General features: G+C 70.0%; 12 protein-coding genes. 7 read left to right on the forward strand and 5 right to left on the reverse strand.

From position 1 onward, the window contains the following. Positions 1-107 precede the first annotated feature (107 nt). On the forward strand, positions 108-1250 hold the full coding sequence (locus Raf01_RS46070; RefSeq protein ID WP_239134515.1) for an acetate/propionate family kinase: 1143 nt from the start codon (positions 108-110) through the stop codon (positions 1248-1250). Between the two features lie 13 nt (positions 1251-1263). On the opposite strand, the gene Raf01_RS46075 is transcribed toward Raf01_RS46070, so the two are convergent. The 5 genes from Raf01_RS46075 to Raf01_RS46095 form a co-directional block, all read right to left on the reverse strand. After that, entirely contained in the window at positions 1264-2340 is a 1077-nt protein-coding gene (locus tag Raf01_RS46075) for a hypothetical protein (protein ID WP_203924509.1), read from the reverse strand. Continuing rightward, positions 2340-2675 (reverse strand): PadR family transcriptional regulator, encoded by a 336-nt coding sequence (locus Raf01_RS46080; protein WP_203924510.1) that lies wholly within the window; start codon positions 2673-2675, stop codon positions 2340-2342. The genes Raf01_RS46075 and Raf01_RS46080 overlap by 1 nt, the downstream gene beginning before the upstream one ends. 90 nt (positions 2676-2765) lie before the next feature. Then, positions 2766-5465 (reverse strand): bifunctional acetate--CoA ligase family protein/GNAT family N-acetyltransferase, encoded by a 2700-nt coding sequence (locus tag Raf01_RS46085; protein WP_239134516.1) that lies wholly within the window; start codon positions 5463-5465, stop codon positions 2766-2768. 75 nt (positions 5466-5540) lie between these two features. Then, the gene (locus Raf01_RS46090) at positions 5541-7133 is read right to left on the reverse strand and encodes a sensor histidine kinase (protein ID WP_203924520.1); all 1593 of its coding nucleotides are present in this window, start codon (positions 7131-7133) and stop codon (positions 5541-5543) included. A gap of 230 nt (positions 7134-7363) precedes the next feature. Then, positions 7364-7918 (reverse strand): hypothetical protein, encoded by a 555-nt coding sequence (locus Raf01_RS46095; RefSeq protein WP_203924511.1) that lies wholly within the window; start codon positions 7916-7918, stop codon positions 7364-7366. A 344-nt stretch (positions 7919-8262) separates the two neighbouring features. Between Raf01_RS46095 and Raf01_RS46100 the strand changes: the two genes are divergently transcribed. The 6 genes from Raf01_RS46100 (at position 8263) to Raf01_RS46125 (ending at position 16300) form a co-directional block, all read left to right on the forward strand. Then, on the forward strand, positions 8263-8658 hold the full coding sequence (locus tag Raf01_RS46100) for a CBS domain-containing protein (protein ID WP_203924512.1): 396 nt from the start codon (positions 8263-8265) through the stop codon (positions 8656-8658). Beyond that, complete coding sequence (gene pflB / locus Raf01_RS46105; RefSeq protein ID WP_203924513.1) at positions 8645-10882, forward strand: formate C-acetyltransferase; 2238 nt, start codon at positions 8645-8647, stop codon at positions 10880-10882. The genes Raf01_RS46100 and pflB overlap by 14 nt, the downstream gene beginning before the upstream one ends. Next, positions 10882-11607, forward strand: a complete 726-nt coding sequence (gene pflA / locus Raf01_RS46110; protein ID WP_203924514.1) for a pyruvate formate-lyase-activating protein — start codon at positions 10882-10884, stop codon at positions 11605-11607. Before pflB ends, pflA begins: the two co-directional genes overlap by 1 nt. A 111-nt stretch (positions 11608-11718) precedes the next feature. After that, entirely contained in the window at positions 11719-14373 is a 2655-nt protein-coding gene (ppdK, locus tag Raf01_RS46115) for a pyruvate, phosphate dikinase (protein ID WP_203924515.1), read from the forward strand. A 71-nt stretch (positions 14374-14444) separates the two neighbouring features. Beyond that, the gene (locus tag Raf01_RS46120; protein WP_239134517.1) at positions 14445-15548 is read left to right on the forward strand and encodes a sodium:calcium antiporter; all 1104 of its coding nucleotides are present in this window, start codon (positions 14445-14447) and stop codon (positions 15546-15548) included. Between the two features lie 161 nt (positions 15549-15709). Next, positions 15710-16300, forward strand: a complete 591-nt coding sequence (locus tag Raf01_RS46125; RefSeq protein WP_203924516.1) for a DoxX family protein — start codon at positions 15710-15712, stop codon at positions 16298-16300. Positions 16301-16595: the final 295 nt, after the last annotated feature.

The following is a 16595-nucleotide window of genomic DNA, read 5'->3' on the forward strand; positions in this document are numbered from 1 at the left end:
TCGGATCTGGAAGGGTCGAAGGTCCCGGGTGCCCGAGTCGGCGTACCCGGGCGAGGCGGGTCGCCCGGGCCTTATCGTCGTCGTGAGGGTTCGCGAAGGAGGTCGCGGTGGGGGACAACCCGGGGGTGCTGGTACTCAACGCCGGCTCGTCGTCGCTGAAGTACCGGCTCGTCGCGCCAGACCGGCCGGACGATCTGGATCACGGACTGATCGAACGCATCGGCGAGCCCGGCGGGGACGCGACCGACCACGCACACGCCGTGGCGACGGTGGTGGAGCGGTTGTCCGGGCAGACCATCACCGCGACCGGCCACCGGGTGGTGCACGGTGGCGACCGCTTCCGGGCACCGGTATTGGTCGACGATGAGGTGATCGGCGCGATCGAGGAGCTGGCCCGGCTGGCGCCGCTGCACAACCCGGCCGCCGCGGCGGGGATCCGGGCGGCCCGGGCCGCGCTGCCAGGCACACCCGCGGTGGCCGTGTTCGACACCGCGTTCCACGCAACCCTGCCGCCGCCCGCGTACACCTATGCGCTGGATCAGGAGCTGGCGTCCCGGTACGGCATCCGCCGGTACGGGTTCCACGGCATCTCGGTCCGGTACGTCGTCGACGCGACCGCCCGGTTGCTGGACCGCCCGGTGGCGCAGCTGAACCTGATCGTCCTACATCTGGGCAACGGCGCCAGCGCGACGGCGGTGCGGGGTGGGGCCAGTGTGGCGACATCCATGGGCCTGACGCCACTGGAGGGTCTGGTCATGGGGACCCGCGCCGGCGACATCGACCCGGCCGTGGTGTTCCACCTGGCGCGGGTGTCCGGTCTGAGTCTGGATGAGATCGAGGACCGATACCAACATCGCAGCGGGCTGGCCGGGCTGTGCGGCGACAACGACCTGCGTGTCGTGCAGGCACGCGCGGACGCCGGCGAACCGGACGCCGCGCTGGCATTGGACGTGTACTGCCACCGCATCCGCCACTACGTCGGCGCCTATCATGCGGTACTGGGCCGGCTCGACGCCGTAGTCTTCACCGCCGGGGTCGGCGAGCACAGCGGCCAGGTCCGGCAGCAGTCCCTCGACGGTCTCGACGCGCTGGGCATCGTCGTAGATCCCGCCCGCAACCGGTCCGGCACCGGTGCCCGAGTCGTTTCACCGGACACCGGTCGGGTGGTGGTATGCGTGGTACCCACCGACGAGGAGCGGGCCATCGCGCAGGAGACGGCCGCTCTGCTTGAGATGAACGGATCGTGGTAGGAGCTTGGTCGGGTCACCGACCGGGCGCGCTCCTGGTGCCCAACTGCCGCAGGCGGGTGCCCGCCGCGGCGCCGAGCAGCGCCAGGACGCCCAGGACGATAGGGGACAGGACGAAGCCGGTGAGGATCGCGCCGGCGATCGCGTCGCTGAGGAGATAGCTGGCGGCGTCCGGGTAACCGCTGTGCGGGAAGGCGGCGATGTCGTAGGGGTTGGTCAGAGTGTCGTGGTGCACACGCAGCTGTGCGGTCATGCCGGCGGCGAAATGCAGTGGTGCGCTCAGGGCGATGGTGAGCGCGCCGGCCCGGACGCCGGTCGTGCGATCGGCGGCGGTCGCGGACGCGCCGATCGCGGCGGCCAGGGTCGCAGCGGTCGCCACGGGGGACAGGAACGCGCTGACGCCGTCGGGGACAGCCGATGTGGCCAGGGTGGTGAGAGCCCAGGCGCCGCCGCTGGCCAACGTCGCGGCCAACGCCCACCACGGCACCGCGCCGTCGCTGAGCCGGCGGGCGGCCAGCGCGAACCCGAGGTAGCCGGTGAGCAGGGCAGCGAACAGTACCGAGAACACATGCGTGGGGTCGGCGGTTGCGGCCGGGTGCGTGACCGCGACGCGCAGGACGGTGGCGACCGCCGCCGTGGCGGCGATGACCGCGATGGCGGCGACGATCACGTGCGGTAGCGACCTGCGGGGTCGCGCTGATCGGGTCCCCGCCACGGTCGCGTACCCGCACAGCAGCAGACTCAGGGTCGCGACGAAGACAGACAGGTTCGGCACCTCCCGGACGGCGGCAATCGTGGCGACGGTCGCGGCCGTCACTCCGGCGGCGGCGACCGGTAGGGCCCGGCCAGGGTGTCGCGGCGGCGGGAAGAGCACGACCCGCAGCACCCCTGCGGCGAACCGCCACCGCTGCGCACGGCCGTGAACCTGGGCGAGTTCGGCGACCATGGCCTGTCCCCACTCGCGCCGGTGCGCCGGAAGCGCCGGTATCGCGGCCGTGACCAGCCGTGTCGGCGTGTCGCCGTCGCTTCGCCCGCGCCTCAGCCACAACCCGGCGACCACAGCCATGCTCGCGATGAGCAGGAGAACCGGCATCATGCGCTCCCGAGTCGTGGCGGGGCGGAACGCCTGGCGTTCGTTGTCGCCGGGATCGTGGTGGAGGTCGCGGCGGCGTTGGCGGTGGCGTAGGCGCGGCCGGTCGCGGTCAGCCGGTACAGGTGCCGGGGTGGGCGACCGGAGACCGACTCCGACTCCCACCTGGTCTCCAGCAGCCGCCGGTCGGCCAACCTGATCAGGATCGGGTACATCGACCCGGCCGGCATGCCCAGGCGGGCACACAGGTCGTATCCGTAGTGCCAGTCGTCGGGCCGTTCGGCCAGGGCCTGCAGGACCGCGACCGTTTGCGCGGAGGGCCGTCGAGTACGGGTCACGCCAATAACTCTATATAGATAGAGTTAGGCAGGCAAGCCCTTCGACTTCGAGTGCCAGGTCCGCACCCAACTGGTCTGCGGGCGTCACCGTCACGCCGGCTCGCGCAGCGCCCGGATGCCCGCATCGGGTTCCTGTCCGATGGGTGCCAGGCGCAGCTTCACATCGACCGCGACTACACCGTCAGGATCGGTGAGGATTGGGTTGAGGTCCAGTTCGGCGACCTCGGGCAGGTCCTCGGCCAGCCGGCCCAGGCGCAGCAGCAGGTCCTCCACCGCCGCGGTGTCCACGGCTGGCGCCCCCCGGTACCCGGTCAGCAGCCGGGCCGCCTTCAGTCCCTGCCACATACGGGTGGCGTCCGTGTCGGTCAGCGGTAGTACTCGTAGCGCACGGTCGGCGAGCACGTCGGTGTGTACGCCGCCGATGCCGAGCATGACCAGGGAGCCGAACAGGGGATCGTGGACGATGCCGGCGACCAGTTCGACGCCGGGCGGCAGTTGCCGTTGCACCAGCACCGGCGGCTCGGCTACCCCCAGCGCGCCGGCGATGGCGTGGTAGGCGACGCGGACGGCTTCCTCGCCGGTGAGGTTCAGCCGTACCCCGCCGACATCGCTCTTGTGCACGAGGCTCGGATCGGCGGCCTTGAGCACGACGGGGAAGCCTAACTCAGTGGCTGCCCGTACGGCTTCGTCGGCGTCGGTGACCACGCGCCCGGTCGCGACCGGGATGCCGTACCGGGTCAGGAGTGCGGTGGCGCACTCGGGTGGCTGCCACCCCCCGCCGCCGGCCAGCGCCTCGCGGACCAGATTCCGCGCGCCGGACTCGTCGATGCCGTCCAGGTCGGGTCGGGCACCGAGCGGGGTGCGTCGCCAGCTCGCATACCCGGCGGCGTGGCCGAACGCGGTGACGGCCTGCTCCGGCAGCGGGTACACGGGTACCCGGCGGGCGCCGAGACTGCTGGCCGGTTCGGGTACCCCCAACAGCACGGTCGCCACGGGCAGGTCGGTGTGGTCGGCCGCGTCTGCGATGGCAGCGACGACCCCGGGCACGTCGTTGGCGAGGGTGGCGGCGAACACGACCAGGATCGCGTCGACCGCACCGGAGTCGGCCACCGCTTCGATGGCGCCGGCCATCGCGGCCGGGGTGGCCGCCGCGCCGAGGTCGATCGGGTTGGCCACGGTGGAGGCGTTCGGCGCGAGGTCGGCGAGTTCGGCGCGAACCGGCACTGGCAGCTCGGGGACACGGAGCCCGGCCCGGTCGGCGTCGTCGGTGGCCAGCACGTTGATGCCGCCGGCGTTGCCGATGATGGCCAGCCGCGGTCCACCCGGCAAGGGTTGGTCGACCAGCAGCCGGGCGGCGTCGAGCAGCTCGCCGAGCCCGTCGCAACGGATGACGCCGGCCTGGGCGAAGAGCGCATCGATGGTGGCGTCGGGTGCGGCGGCGGCCGCGGTGTGCGAGGCGCCGGCGCGGGAGCCGGCGGCGGTGCGTCCGCTCTTGACGACCAGGACGGGCTTGCGACGACCGAGGGCGCGGGCGATGCGGGCGAAGCGGCGCGGGTTGCCCAGCGATTCCAGGTACAGGGCGACGGCGCGGGTGGCCGGGTCGTCGTACCAGTAGGACAGCAGGTCGTTGCCGGACACGTCGGCCTTGTTGCCCAGCGACACGAACGCGGACAGGCCGATGCCGGCGCGGGCGGCGTGGTCGAGCAGGGTGATGCCGACGGCGCCGGATTGGGAGGCGATCGCAAGTCCCCCGGGTGGTGGCGTGACCGAGGCGAAGGTGGCCTGCAGACGCACGGCGGGGTCGGTGTTGAGGATGCCGAGGCAGTTGGGGCCGACCAGCCGGATGCCAGCGGCACGCGCGGCGCGGACAATCGCGGCCTGCGCGGCGCGGCCGGCGGGTCCGTCCTCGCTGAATCCGGAGGAGAGGATGACGGCCGCCGGGACCTTCGCCGCGGCGCAGTCCGCGATGGCGTCCGGCACTGCCGGGGCGGGTACCGCGATGACCGCCAGGTCGACCGGCCCCGGCGCCACAGCCACGCTCGGGTAGGCGGGCTGATCGGCGATCTGATCGGCACGCGGGTTGATCGCGTAGACCGGGCCAGTGAATCCTCCGTCTCGCAGTCCGGCGAGGACGGCGTGGCCAATGCCGCCCGGGCGACGGCCGGCGCCGATCACCGCCACGGCGCGCGGTGCCAGCAGCGGGGTCAACGAGTGCCGTTCGGCCTGCCGGTCGCGGTCGTCCAGCGCCGCGTCGCCGTTGTCGTCGGTGGGCAGGTCGACGTCGACCAGCCCGTCGCGCAGCTGCAGACGTTGCTCGCCTAGATCGTGGGCTACCTGAAGCATGGGGGAGTTGCTGGGCAGAACGTCGCCGTGTAAGGCGGTTATACCGTGCCGGCGGGCGGTCGCTCGCAGCCGTTCCAGCAGGAGCGTGCCCAGGCCCCGGCCGTGCGCGGAGTCCGCGACGAAGACGGCGAAGTCGGCGCGATCGGGTTGCGGCAGCCGCTCGTAGGAGGCGACGCCGACGATCCGATCGCTTTCGACCACCACCAGTGCCGCGTGCTGGTCGTCGGCCGGGCGGATCAGTCGCTCCACCTCGGCCGCCACACCGCCGTGCCCGGCGCACAAGAACCGGCGGTAGAGGCTCTCCGCGGTGCCGCCGTAGTACAGCTCGGCGAGGGCCGGGCCGTCGGTGGTGGTGACAGGTCGGATGCGGACGATGGCGCCGTCCGCGGCCAGGGCGTCATAGCCTGGCTCGGGATCCGCGACGGGCGGGATGTCGGTGGTGGTCACGCGGCCAGTCTCGCGGGGGTGCGGCCGGTGCCGGCAGGGCCGAAGGTCCCGGCGGGTGCGGGACCTTCCTTGGCGTTACAGCGGCACAGTCCAGCGTAGAGTGAGCCCGGACGGCTCGGTCGCCTCGATGTCGACGCAGCCGCCGTGGCGAGCCGCCCGCTCGCGAAGATTGACCAGACCGCTGCGCGGGTCCACTGTGGACGGGGAGCCGACGCCGTTGTCCGCGACGGTGAACCGTATCCGGCCGTCGGCCAGCTGGACGTGAACGGCGACCTGCGTCGCCTGCGCGTGTTTGACCACATTGGACAGTGCCTCGCGCAGTGCGGCGACCAGGTCGGGGTGGATCTCGTCGGGGACAGCGCTGTCGATCGGTCCGTCCACCCGCAGCTCCGGCCGGAAACCCAGTGAGGCCGCGGCGGCATCCACAGTGGCGCGGATCTCGGCGCGCAGCGTGGTGGCGACCGGGCTGCGCAGTTCGAAGATGGCCGAGCGGATGTCGCGGATGGTCGTGTCCAGGTCGTCGACCGCGCCGGCGATACGGGTGGCGATGTCCGGCCGGGCCAGGCGCGTGGTGGACTGCAGGTGCAGTCCGGTGGCGAACAGCCGCTGGATGACCACGTCGTGCAGGTCCCGGGCGATGCGCTCACGGTCCTCCAGCACCGCCAGCAACTCCCGTTCCTCCTGGGCGCGGGCCCGCTCCAGGGCGAGCGCGGCCTGACCGGCAAACGTGGTGAGCAGGTTCACGTCCACCGCGTCGTCGAAGCGGTCACCGCCGGGCGCGTGGGCGATGGCCAACAGGCCCTGCACGGTTCCGGTAGCGGCCAGCGGAGCGATCATCGCGGCACCGGTGGCGACCTCGACCGGCCAGTCGGCCGCGGCGCCCAGGTCGTCGACGATCACCGCTTGACCTTCCACGATGACGGCTCCAAACACGCCGTCTTCGGAGGACAGGGTCAAGCCGTGTAGGTCCGGTTGATCGGGTTCGACGACCTCGACGGTCAGCCGGGCGGTGTCCGGGTCGTGCAGCAGCACGGCGACCATGGCCGCGCCGGAGACCTCCCGCGCCCGGCGCGCCACCAGCTCCAGCGCGGAGGTGCGCTGCACCTCGCCGAGCAGCACGTTGGTGATCTCCGCCGTCGCCTCCAGCCAGCGCTGCCGGTACCCGGCCGACGCGTACAGCCGGGCATTGTCGACGGCCACCCCGGCGGCCACCGACAGCGCGACCATCATCTCCTCGTCGTCGGGCGTGAACTCCTCGGCGTCGCGTTTCTCCGTCAGGTACAGGTTGCCGTACACCTGGTCGCGGGCCCGGATCGGTACCCCGAGGAAGCTGCGCATCGGAGGGTGGTGCGGCGGGAAGCCGAACGAGCGCGGATGCTGGGAGATGTCGCGCAGCCGCACCGGATGGGGCTCGTCGATGAGCAGCCCCAGCACACCCCGGCCGGTCGGCAGGTCCCCGATGCGCCGGTGCTCCTCCACAGTCAGCCCGTCGGTGATGAACTCCACCAGCCGCCGGTCGGGTCCGATCACGCCCAGCGCGCCGTAGCGGGCTCCGGCCAGCCGGACGGCGGCGACCACGATGCGCTGCAGGGTGCTGTGCAGGTCCAGGTCGGTACCGATGCCGACGACCGCCTCCAACAGCGCGGACAGCCGTTCTCGGCTGTTCATCACGTCGCCGACCCGGTCGAGCAGCTCGGTCAGCAGTTCGTCCAGCCGCACCCGGGACAGTGGGGAGAGCCCCAGCGACGGGGCACTCCAGAACTCGTCGCCAGGGCCGGGGGTCGGTCCGGCAGCCTCGGTCACGACAGCATCGTATCCGCAGGCCAATCCCCTAGTCACCGCCGTGCACGAAGACCGGGCCGGTCGCCGCGTGGCGACCGGCCCGTATGGAGCGGTGGTCAGCTCGTGGTCAGCTCTTGGTGCTGGAGCACCTCGGGGGATTCGGGCACCCGGACCCGTTGCGGACGGATCGCCCACGCCGTGGCGCCGAACACGACGCTCAGCCCGAACAGCAGGACGCCCAGCCCGATGACCAGCCAGGACAGCTCCCATGCCTGGTAGGCGCTCATCAGCGAGGCGCGCAGCGACTCGCCCATGAAGGCGGTCTGGCGCTGCTGGGCCAGGGTGGCGTCCTTCATCCCGCCGGCCATCCACGCCGCGGACACCTCGGAGTAGGTCTTGCCGCCGGTGGTCTCGCGGACGTGCACCTCGACCATGTCGGCGTACGCCTTGGCCTGGGGGCCGGTGATGACGGTCTGGCCGCCGTAGGACTGGAGGTTGGCCGGCAGGCTCTTGTCGCCCTTGGCCGGGAAGGTGATCTTCTGGTTGGTCAGCTGGGTGCGGACCTGGTTCTGGCCGTGCACGCCTTCGGCGACCATGATCGGGCCGGCCACGAACAGGGCGAGGGCAGCGAGCGCCAGCAGGATGCCGGCGACGGTGCGGGACTTACGCATGATGTTCCTCCTCGGTCGCGGCCCGCTGTAGTCGGTGGGCCTCACACCGCAAAGCGTGTCGGTAGCACTGACACGGCGCAGCGGGCGAAGGCCCCGTTCCGTTCCCGCCCAAGGTCCCGTCTCCGTCCGGGACCATCGCCCCGGGCCGAAGGTCCCGGGACCAACGGCCCGCGGGGTCGTGCCGGCAGGACCTGCCGGACTGGTGTAGGTCGGCGCACGGTACGGGTGAGATGCGAAGAAGGGGGAGCGTCATGCAGTTCGGGACTCACCAGGCCGTAGGCTATCGACACACGCCAGTACCCGTACACCGTGGCGACCTGAGATATGTCACGGTGACCACGCTGATGTCCCGTCCGGTCCTCGCGATTGCCGAACGCACCGTCCTTCAGGATGCGTTGCTGGCGCTGGTCAGCGGGGGAGTGCGTCACCTGGCCGTGGTCGACGCCGACGGCCGGTGTGTGGGGATGGTGACCGACCGGATGCTCGCCGCGGAGTGGGCGTACCGGCCTATGGCTTTCGCCCGGCACACCGTCGCCATGATCTGTCATGACGAGCCGCCGATGATCGACCGTGATGCGACGGTGGCGGCCGCCGCGAAGGTCATGCGCCGCTGCGGCAGCGACGCCGTTGTGGTCGCCGATCCGGACCTGTACCCGATTGGTGTGCTGACCAGTGGCGACATCATCGCCCTGCTCGCCAAGCCCGACCCGGAAAGGAGCGGGGACCATGCCCGAGCGTGACGCCTGGCGCGGCTTCGCCGGCACCACCTGGCGCACCGCCATCGACGTAGCCGACTTCATCCGCCACAACTACACGCCCTACACCGGCGACGGGGGCTTCCTCTCCGGCCCGACCCAGCGCACCGCCACGCTGTGGGAGGACCTGGCCGGCCGGTTCGCCGAGGAGCGGGCGCGCGGCATCTACGACGTCGATACCCACCACCCGTCGACCATCACGGCTTTCGGTCCTGGCTACATTGACCGGGGCCGCGAGCTGATCGTCGGCCTGCAGACAGACGCGCCGCTGCGCCGGGCCATCATGCCCGCCGGCGGCCTGCGCATGGTGGAGCAGGGGCTGGCGGCCTACGGGTACGAGCTGGACCCGGTGGTACGTGAGACGTTCAGCCGGTACCGCAAGACCCACAACGACGCGGTCTTCGACGCGTACACCCCGCAGATCCTGGCGGCCCGCCGCTCGCACATCATCACCGGGCTGCCCGACGCGTACGGCCGGGGCCGGATCATCGGCGACTATCGGCGCGTAGCGCTGTACGGGGTGGACGGGCTCGTGCAGGCGAAACAGGCTGAACGGGTCCGGCTCGACGCAGTGCCTTCTACGGAGGCGATCATTCGCGACCGGGAGGAGTTGGCCGAGCAACTGCGCGCCCTGGACGAGCTCAAGATCATGGCCGCGAGCTACGGCTTCGACATTTCCGGGCCGGCGCACGACGCCCGCGAGGCTATCCAGTGGTTGTACTTCGCGTACCTCGCCGCGGTCAAGGAGACCAACGGTGCGGCCATGTCGCTGGGGCGTACGTCCACCTTCCTGGACATCTACCTCCAGCGTGACCTGGCCGACGGCGCTCTGTCCGAGATCCAGGCCCAGGAGCTGATCGACGACTTCGTCATCAAGCTGCGGCTGGTGCGGTTCCTCCGCACACCCGAGTACGACGCGCTGTTTTCCGGCGACCCGACCTGGGTCACCGAAGCCATCGGTGGTATCGGCGCGGACAGGCGACCGCTGGTGACCCGGACCAGCTTCCGGTACCTGCAGACGCTCTACAACCTCGGCCCAGCACCGGAACCGAACCTCACGGTCCTGTGGTCGCCGCGGCTGCCCGACGGGTTCAAGCGGTTCTGCGCCCAGTTGTCTTTGGACACCAGCGCAATCCAGTACGAAAACGACGACCTGCTGCGCCCGTACCTCGGTGACGACACCGCCATCGCGTGCTGCGTGTCGGCCATGCGGATGGGCCGGGACATGCAGTTCTTCGGCGCGCGCGCCAATCTCGCCAAGGCACTGCTGTACGCCATCAACGGCGGTCGCGACGAGATCACCGGCGCGCAGGTGACACCGGCCTTCGCGCCGATCGAGGACGACATCCTCGACTACGACACGGTCGTCGCCGCGTTCGACCGGGTACTTGCTTGGCTGGCCGCCACGTACGTGGACGCGTTGAACGTCATTCACACGATGCACGACCGGTACGCCTACGAGCGCCTGGAGATGGCGCTGCACGACTATCCGGTGCACCGGTTCCTCGCCTGCGGGATCGCCGGCCTGTCGGTGGCCGCCGATAGCCTCGCGGCGATCCGGTACGCCACCGTCAAGGTGGCCCGGGACGCCACCGGTCTGGCCGTCGACTACGCCGTCGATGGGGAGTTTCCCCGGTACGGCAACAACGACGACCGTGCCGACGCGATCGCCGTGTGGCTGGTCGAGACGTTCATGTCAAAGCTGCGCAACCAGCCCACGTACTACCGCGGCGCCGAGCCGACGCTGTCGGTGTTGACCATTACCTCGAACGTGGTCTACGGCAAGCACACCGGCAACACCCCGGACGGCCGCCGGGCAGGGGAGCCCTTCGCACCCGGCGCGAACCCGATGAACGGCCGGGACCGCCACGGCATGGTGGCCGCCGCTCTGTCGGTGGCGAAGCTGCCCTACCCGTCGGCTCGCGATGGAATCTCGTTGACCAACACGGTCACCCCTGACGGCCTGGGGCACACCCGCCAGGACCGCATCACCAGTCTGGTTGGAGTCCTCGATGGTTACACCGAGGCCGGCGGGTACCACATGAACGTCAATGTGCTGGACAAGGCGACCCTCCAGGATGCGATGGCCCACCCGGACCGGTACCCGAACCTCACCATCCGGGTCTCCGGCTACGCCGTCAACTTCGTCAAGCTGACTCCCGAGCAGCAGCGTGATGTGATCTCCCGGACCTTCCACGGTGGTCTGTGATGTACGGCCGCTTCCACTCCTATGACCTGTCCGTCGGCGTGGACGGTCCGGGCACCAGGTTCGTCGCGTTCCTGGCTGGATGCCCGCTGCGCTGCCTGTACTGCCACAGCCCAGATACCTGGAACCTGCGCAACGGGAAACTGTCCAGCGTGGACGATGTCATGACCGAGGTGGACAAGTACACCCAGTTCATCCGGGCCGCCGGCGGCGGATTCACGGTCAGCGGCGGCGAACCCCTGCTACAGCCGCGGTTCACCACCGAACTGCTGGCTGCGGCCAAGCAGCGTCAGCTGCACACCGCGCTGGACACCTCCGGGTTCCTGGGCGATCGGGCCGACGATGCCCTGCTGGCGGCGACCGACCTTGTCCTGCTCGACGTCAAGTCCTGGCATCCCGACACCTACCGGCAGGTGACCGGCCGCGAAGTAGCGCCGACCCTGCGGTTTGCCCGCCGGCTTGCCGAACGCGGCACCGCGATCTGGCTCCGATTCGTGCTCGTGCCCGGCCTGACCGACCGGCCGTCCAATGTGGAGGGCATCGCCCGGTTCGCCGCGTTGCTGCCCACCGTGCAGCGGGTCGAGGTGCTGCCCTTTCACCGCCTCGGCGTCGCCAAGTATCAAGTGCTGGGCATTCCGTTTCCACTGGCCGACACCCAACCGCCGGACGAGGCTCTGCTGTCCCGAGTCCGCGGCCAGTTCGCCGAGCAGGGGCTGACAGTCTGCTGACGTGCCGAAGGTCCCGGCCAGAACAACCTTGGACTCTGCCGACACTTCATTTTCAGCGCTACCAACAAGTGTGGGCATCGATTACTGGTACCAGACCTGGAGGCGACCATGATGCCGAAGTACGTGTACACCTTCGCCGAGGGTGACAAGCACATGCGTGACCTGCTCGGTGGCAAGGGCGCCAACCTGTGCGAGATGGTCAGAATGGGTCTGCCGGTGCCTCCAGGTTTCGTGGTGACCACGGACGCCTGCCGCGCCTACCTGTCCACCGGTCACGAGCCGGCCGAACTGGCCGAACAGCTCGGAGTGCACCTGCGGGAACTGGAGGCCCGCACCGGGCGCTCGCTGGGCGACCCCGCGGACCCACTGCTGGTTTCCGTCCGTTCCGGGGCCAGATTCTCGATGCCCGGCATGATGGAGACCATCCTCAACGTCGGACTGACCGACGCGTCCGTGGTCGGACTGGTGCGACACACCGGCGACGAAAGGTTCGCGTTCGACTCATACCGCCGCCTCATCCATATGTTCGGCAAAACCGTGTACGGCGTCGCCGACGAACACTTCGAGCAGGCGCTCGAAGAGGGCAAGCAGGCCAAGGGGGTCACCAGCGATCAAGACCTGTCCGCCGACGACCTGCGAACCGTGGTCGAGCGGTACAAGAAGATTTTCGCCGATCACACCGGGCGGGACTTCCCACAGGCGCCCCACGAGCAACTGCAGTTGGCGATCCGGTCGGTGTTCGACTCCTGGAACTCTGATCGCGCCGTGGTGTACCGCCGGCAGGAACGCATCCCCGCCGATCTGGGAACCGCGGTCACCGTCATGTCCATGGTCTTCGGCAACCTGGGCGCGGACTCGGGCACCGGCGTGGCGTTCACCCGCAACCCGGCCACCGGGGGGCGCGGCCTGTACGGCGACTACCTGCCCAACGCCCAGGGTGAGGACGTCGTCGCCGGCATCCGCAACACCATGCCCCTGTCTCAACTCGCGCAGCTTGACAGGGGCAACTTCATCGAGCTCGTTTCCATTATGGAGCGTCTGGAACACCACTACCGCGACCTGTGCGACATTGAGTTCACCATCGAGCGGGGCAAGCTGTGGATGCTCCAGACCCGCGTCGGTAAGCGAACCGCCGCCGCGGCGTTCATCATCGCCAGTCAACTCATCGACGAGGGTGCCATCGACCCCGATGAGGCGCTGCGCCGGGTCACCGGCGCGCAGCTCATGCAGCTGATGTTCCCGACGTTCGACCTGGAGCGCGCTCCGGCACCACTCGCCACCGGTGTCCCGGCATCGCCTGGCGCCGCCGTCGGGCACGTGGTCTTCGACGCGCACCGTGCGGCCGCCGCGAACACCCCCACCATCCTGGTACGGCTGGAGACCAATCCCGATGACCTGCCCGGCATCATCGCCGCCCAGGGCATCCTCACCTCGCGTGGCGGCAAGACCAGCCACGCGGCCGTCGTGGCCCGCGGCCTCGGCAAGACCTGCGTCTGTGGAGCAGAGGCCCTCGACATCGACCTGCACGCCGGACAGCTCGTGGTGGGCGGCACCGTCATCCGCGAAGGTGACCTGATCTCGATCGACGGCGGCACGGGCAAGGTCTACCTCGGTGAGGTGCCGGTTCGGCCGTCGCCGGTACTACGGCACCTCACGGAGCACCCGACGGAGGCCGCCACAGACCCGCTGACCGCTGCCGTTGACCGGCTGCTGCGCCACGCCGACTACCGGCGGCGGCTGCGTGTGTTCGCCAACGCCGACACTCCCGCCGACGCCGCCCGCGCCCGTCGGCTGGGCGCCGCCGGCATCGGCCTGTGCCGCACCGAACACATGTTCCTCGGCCCGCGCCGCGCCCTCGTAGAACGGCTGATCCTCGCCGAGACCGACCGTGAGCGGCAGAACGCGCTGGACGCCCTGCTACCGCTGCAGCGCGACGACTTCGAACGGATACTCGCCGAGATGGACGGCCTGCCGGTCGTGATCCGGCTCATCGATCCGCCGCTGCACGAGTTCCTGCCGAGCCTGCACGAGCTGACCGCCAAGGTCGCGACGGCCCGTGCCGAGGGCAGGGATCCCGGACACGAGGCGGTTCTGCTAGACGCCGTGTCCCGGATGCACGAACAGAATCCGATGCTTGGACTGCGCGGAGTGCGCCTCGGGCTGGTCATCCCCGGCCTGTTCGCCATGCAGGTTCGCGCCGTCGCCGAAGCCGCCGCGGCGCGGGTCGCGGCCGGCGGCGACCCCCGGCCGGAAGTCATGGTCCCGCTCGTCGGTGCCGTGCAGGAACTGGAGGCGGTACGTGCCGAGGCGCAACGCGTTCTCGCCGAAGTGGAGAATGCCCCGCATATTCCGATCGGCACCATGATCGAAGTTCCCCGAGCCGCGTTGACCGCCGGTGAGATCGCCGAAGCCGCCGACTTCTTCTCCTTCGGCACCAACGATCTGACACAGATGGGCTGGGGCTTCTCCCGCGACGACGTGGAGGCCGCCTTCTTCCCCCGGTACCTCGACTTGGGCATCTTCGGAGTGTCCCCGTTCGAAACCATCGATAAGATCGGAATCGGTCGGCTCATCCGCATCGCGGTCGCCGAGGGCCGTACCGCGCGCCCACACCTGACCATCGGGGTCTGCGGCGAACACGGCGGCGATCCTGATTCAGTGCGCTTCTTTGACCAAGCGGGTCTGGACTACGTGTCCTGCTCACCATTCCGGATCCCAGTGGCCCGGCTGGAGGCCGGCCGCGCCGCCGCAATCACGAAGCAGTAGCTCGAAGAGGAGAGCCGTGGTTCCTGGAACGTGACTCCCGGCCGGTCAGCGTCGCCGTAGCCTGTCACCGCATGAAGGACGCGGCCGGCCGGCACCAGAGCGGGGAGGACACAGTGAACGCGCTCTCCTCGCCGCTGCTGCTGGTGATCTTCCTGGGCAGCGCCAGCGTGATCTGGGGTGCCGGCATCTTCCTGTCGGACAGCACGGACGTGCTCTGCCACCGTCTGCACCTCGGGGAGGCGCTGGGTGGCGTCATCCTGCTGGCCATCGCCACCAACCTGCCTGAGGTCGCGATCACCGCGAGCGCCGCCCTGTCACACCAGGTCGGCATCGCCGTGGGCAACATCCTCGGTGGCATCGCCATCCAGACTGCGGTGCTCGCTTTGCTGGACGCGGTCGGCGTACGGCCCCGCAGGCCGCTGACCTACCTCGCGGCGTCGCTCACCCTGGTGCTCGAATGCGCCCTGGTGCTGGCGATGCTGACGGTGGTGGTGATGGCCACCCAGCTGCCCGAGTCTCTGATCGTCGCGCGCCTTACCCCCGGTGTGATACTCATCGTCCTGCTCTGGATCATCGGGCTGACCCTGGTGCGTAAAGCCCGACGCGGGCTGCCCTGGCCGGGAGGCGGAAATGCCGGCGAAAGCCCGGAGAACGGCGGCGAAACGCAGGCGGCGCAGGCGAAGAGGGCCCGGCTACAGAAAACGAGCCTCGGTAGGGCGGCGCTGGTTTTCGGCGTCGGGGCGGCGGCAACCCTGGTTGCCGGTGTGTTCGCCACCCGCTCCGGAGAGGTGCTGTTCGGTCGCCTCGGCCTGTCCGGGGTCGTCTTCGGGGCCACCGTGCTCGCGGCCGCCACGGCCCTGCCCGAGGTCACCACCGGGCTCACCTCCACCAGACTCTGTGACTACCAACTCGCCGTCAGCGACATCCTCGGCGGAAACGCGTTCCTGCCGGTGCTGTTCCTGCTCGCCACCGTGCTGTCCGGGAAGGCAGTGCTGCCCGCGGCCCACCACAGCGACATCTACCTCACCGCCCTCGGCGGCCTGCTCACCATCGTCTACCTCATCGGCCTGATATTCCGGCCGCGCCGGCAGTGGCTGCGCATGGGCCCGGACTCGATCGCCGTACTCGTTCTCTACGCCGTCGGCATCGCCGGCCTGGCGTTGATACGAACCTGAACGCCGCACAGCGTCCGGGTAGGTCGTCACAACGCTGCCGCACGGCCCGGGCGAACCCGGGACTTTGGTCCCGGCCGCGAGGGCGGTCGGGCCCTGACCCGAATCCGCCGCGTCGAGCAGGCTGAGAGGCGACAGAAGAGATCGCGACAGAGGAGGACGACATGAGCATCGCCCCCACCAACCACACTCCGGCACACACCCTGGAACAGGCCCAGGCCCCCGGCTCACTGCTGACCACCACGGCGGCCAAGGCGCTCGCCGTGCTGCGGGTCGCCACCGGGTTCGTCTTCCTCTGGGCGTTCCTCGACAAGACGTTCGGGCTGGGCTACTCGACGACCTCGGCAAAGTCGTGGATCCACGGCGGTTCGCCGACCAAGGGCTTCCTGGCCTCCGTGGACGTCGGACCGTTCCAGTCGGCGTACCACACGATCGCCGGCACATGGTGGGCGGACTGGTTGTTCATGCTCGGCATGCTCGGCGTCGGGGTGGCACTGATCGTCGGCGTCGGGCTGCGCGCCGCTGCCACCGCCGGTACGCTGATCATGACGATGATGTGGTTCGGTGAGTTCCCGCTGGCCCGCCACACCGCGACCGGGACGCCCAGCGCGTCCACCAACCCGCTGACGGACTACCACTTCATCTACGTCGCGGTGCTGATCGTGCTCGCCGCCACCTACGCCGGCCACGTCTGGGGGTTGGGCCGGCAGTGGGCCCGGCTTCGGTTCGTGCAGCGCCACCGTTGGCTGATCTGAATGACGCGGCCTGCGGGCCGCGCCAGCAAGGCCAGAAGCGTCCTGTCCCCGAGGGATCACCCTGGGGACAGGACGCAATTGGCGTGTGCGGGCCGCGATCGGCGTGGATTTGACGACCATGGTGTTGCCGGCGGAACGGCATGCACAGGCGGAGATCTCGCTGCCGAGGTTGAGCTGCGATGCGGGCCGCCGTGAGTTCGATCAAGATGTGGATCCCGCGTGAGGGTGTGGGTCGACGGGCTGGGCAGCGTGAAGATGTACCGGGTCTGACTACCGGTTGTCGGCCAGCAGTTGG

The sequence above is a fragment of the Rugosimonospora africana genome (genome assembly GCF_016862975.1).
Classification (GTDB): domain Bacteria; phylum Actinomycetota; class Actinomycetes; order Mycobacteriales; family Micromonosporaceae; genus Rugosimonospora; species Rugosimonospora africana.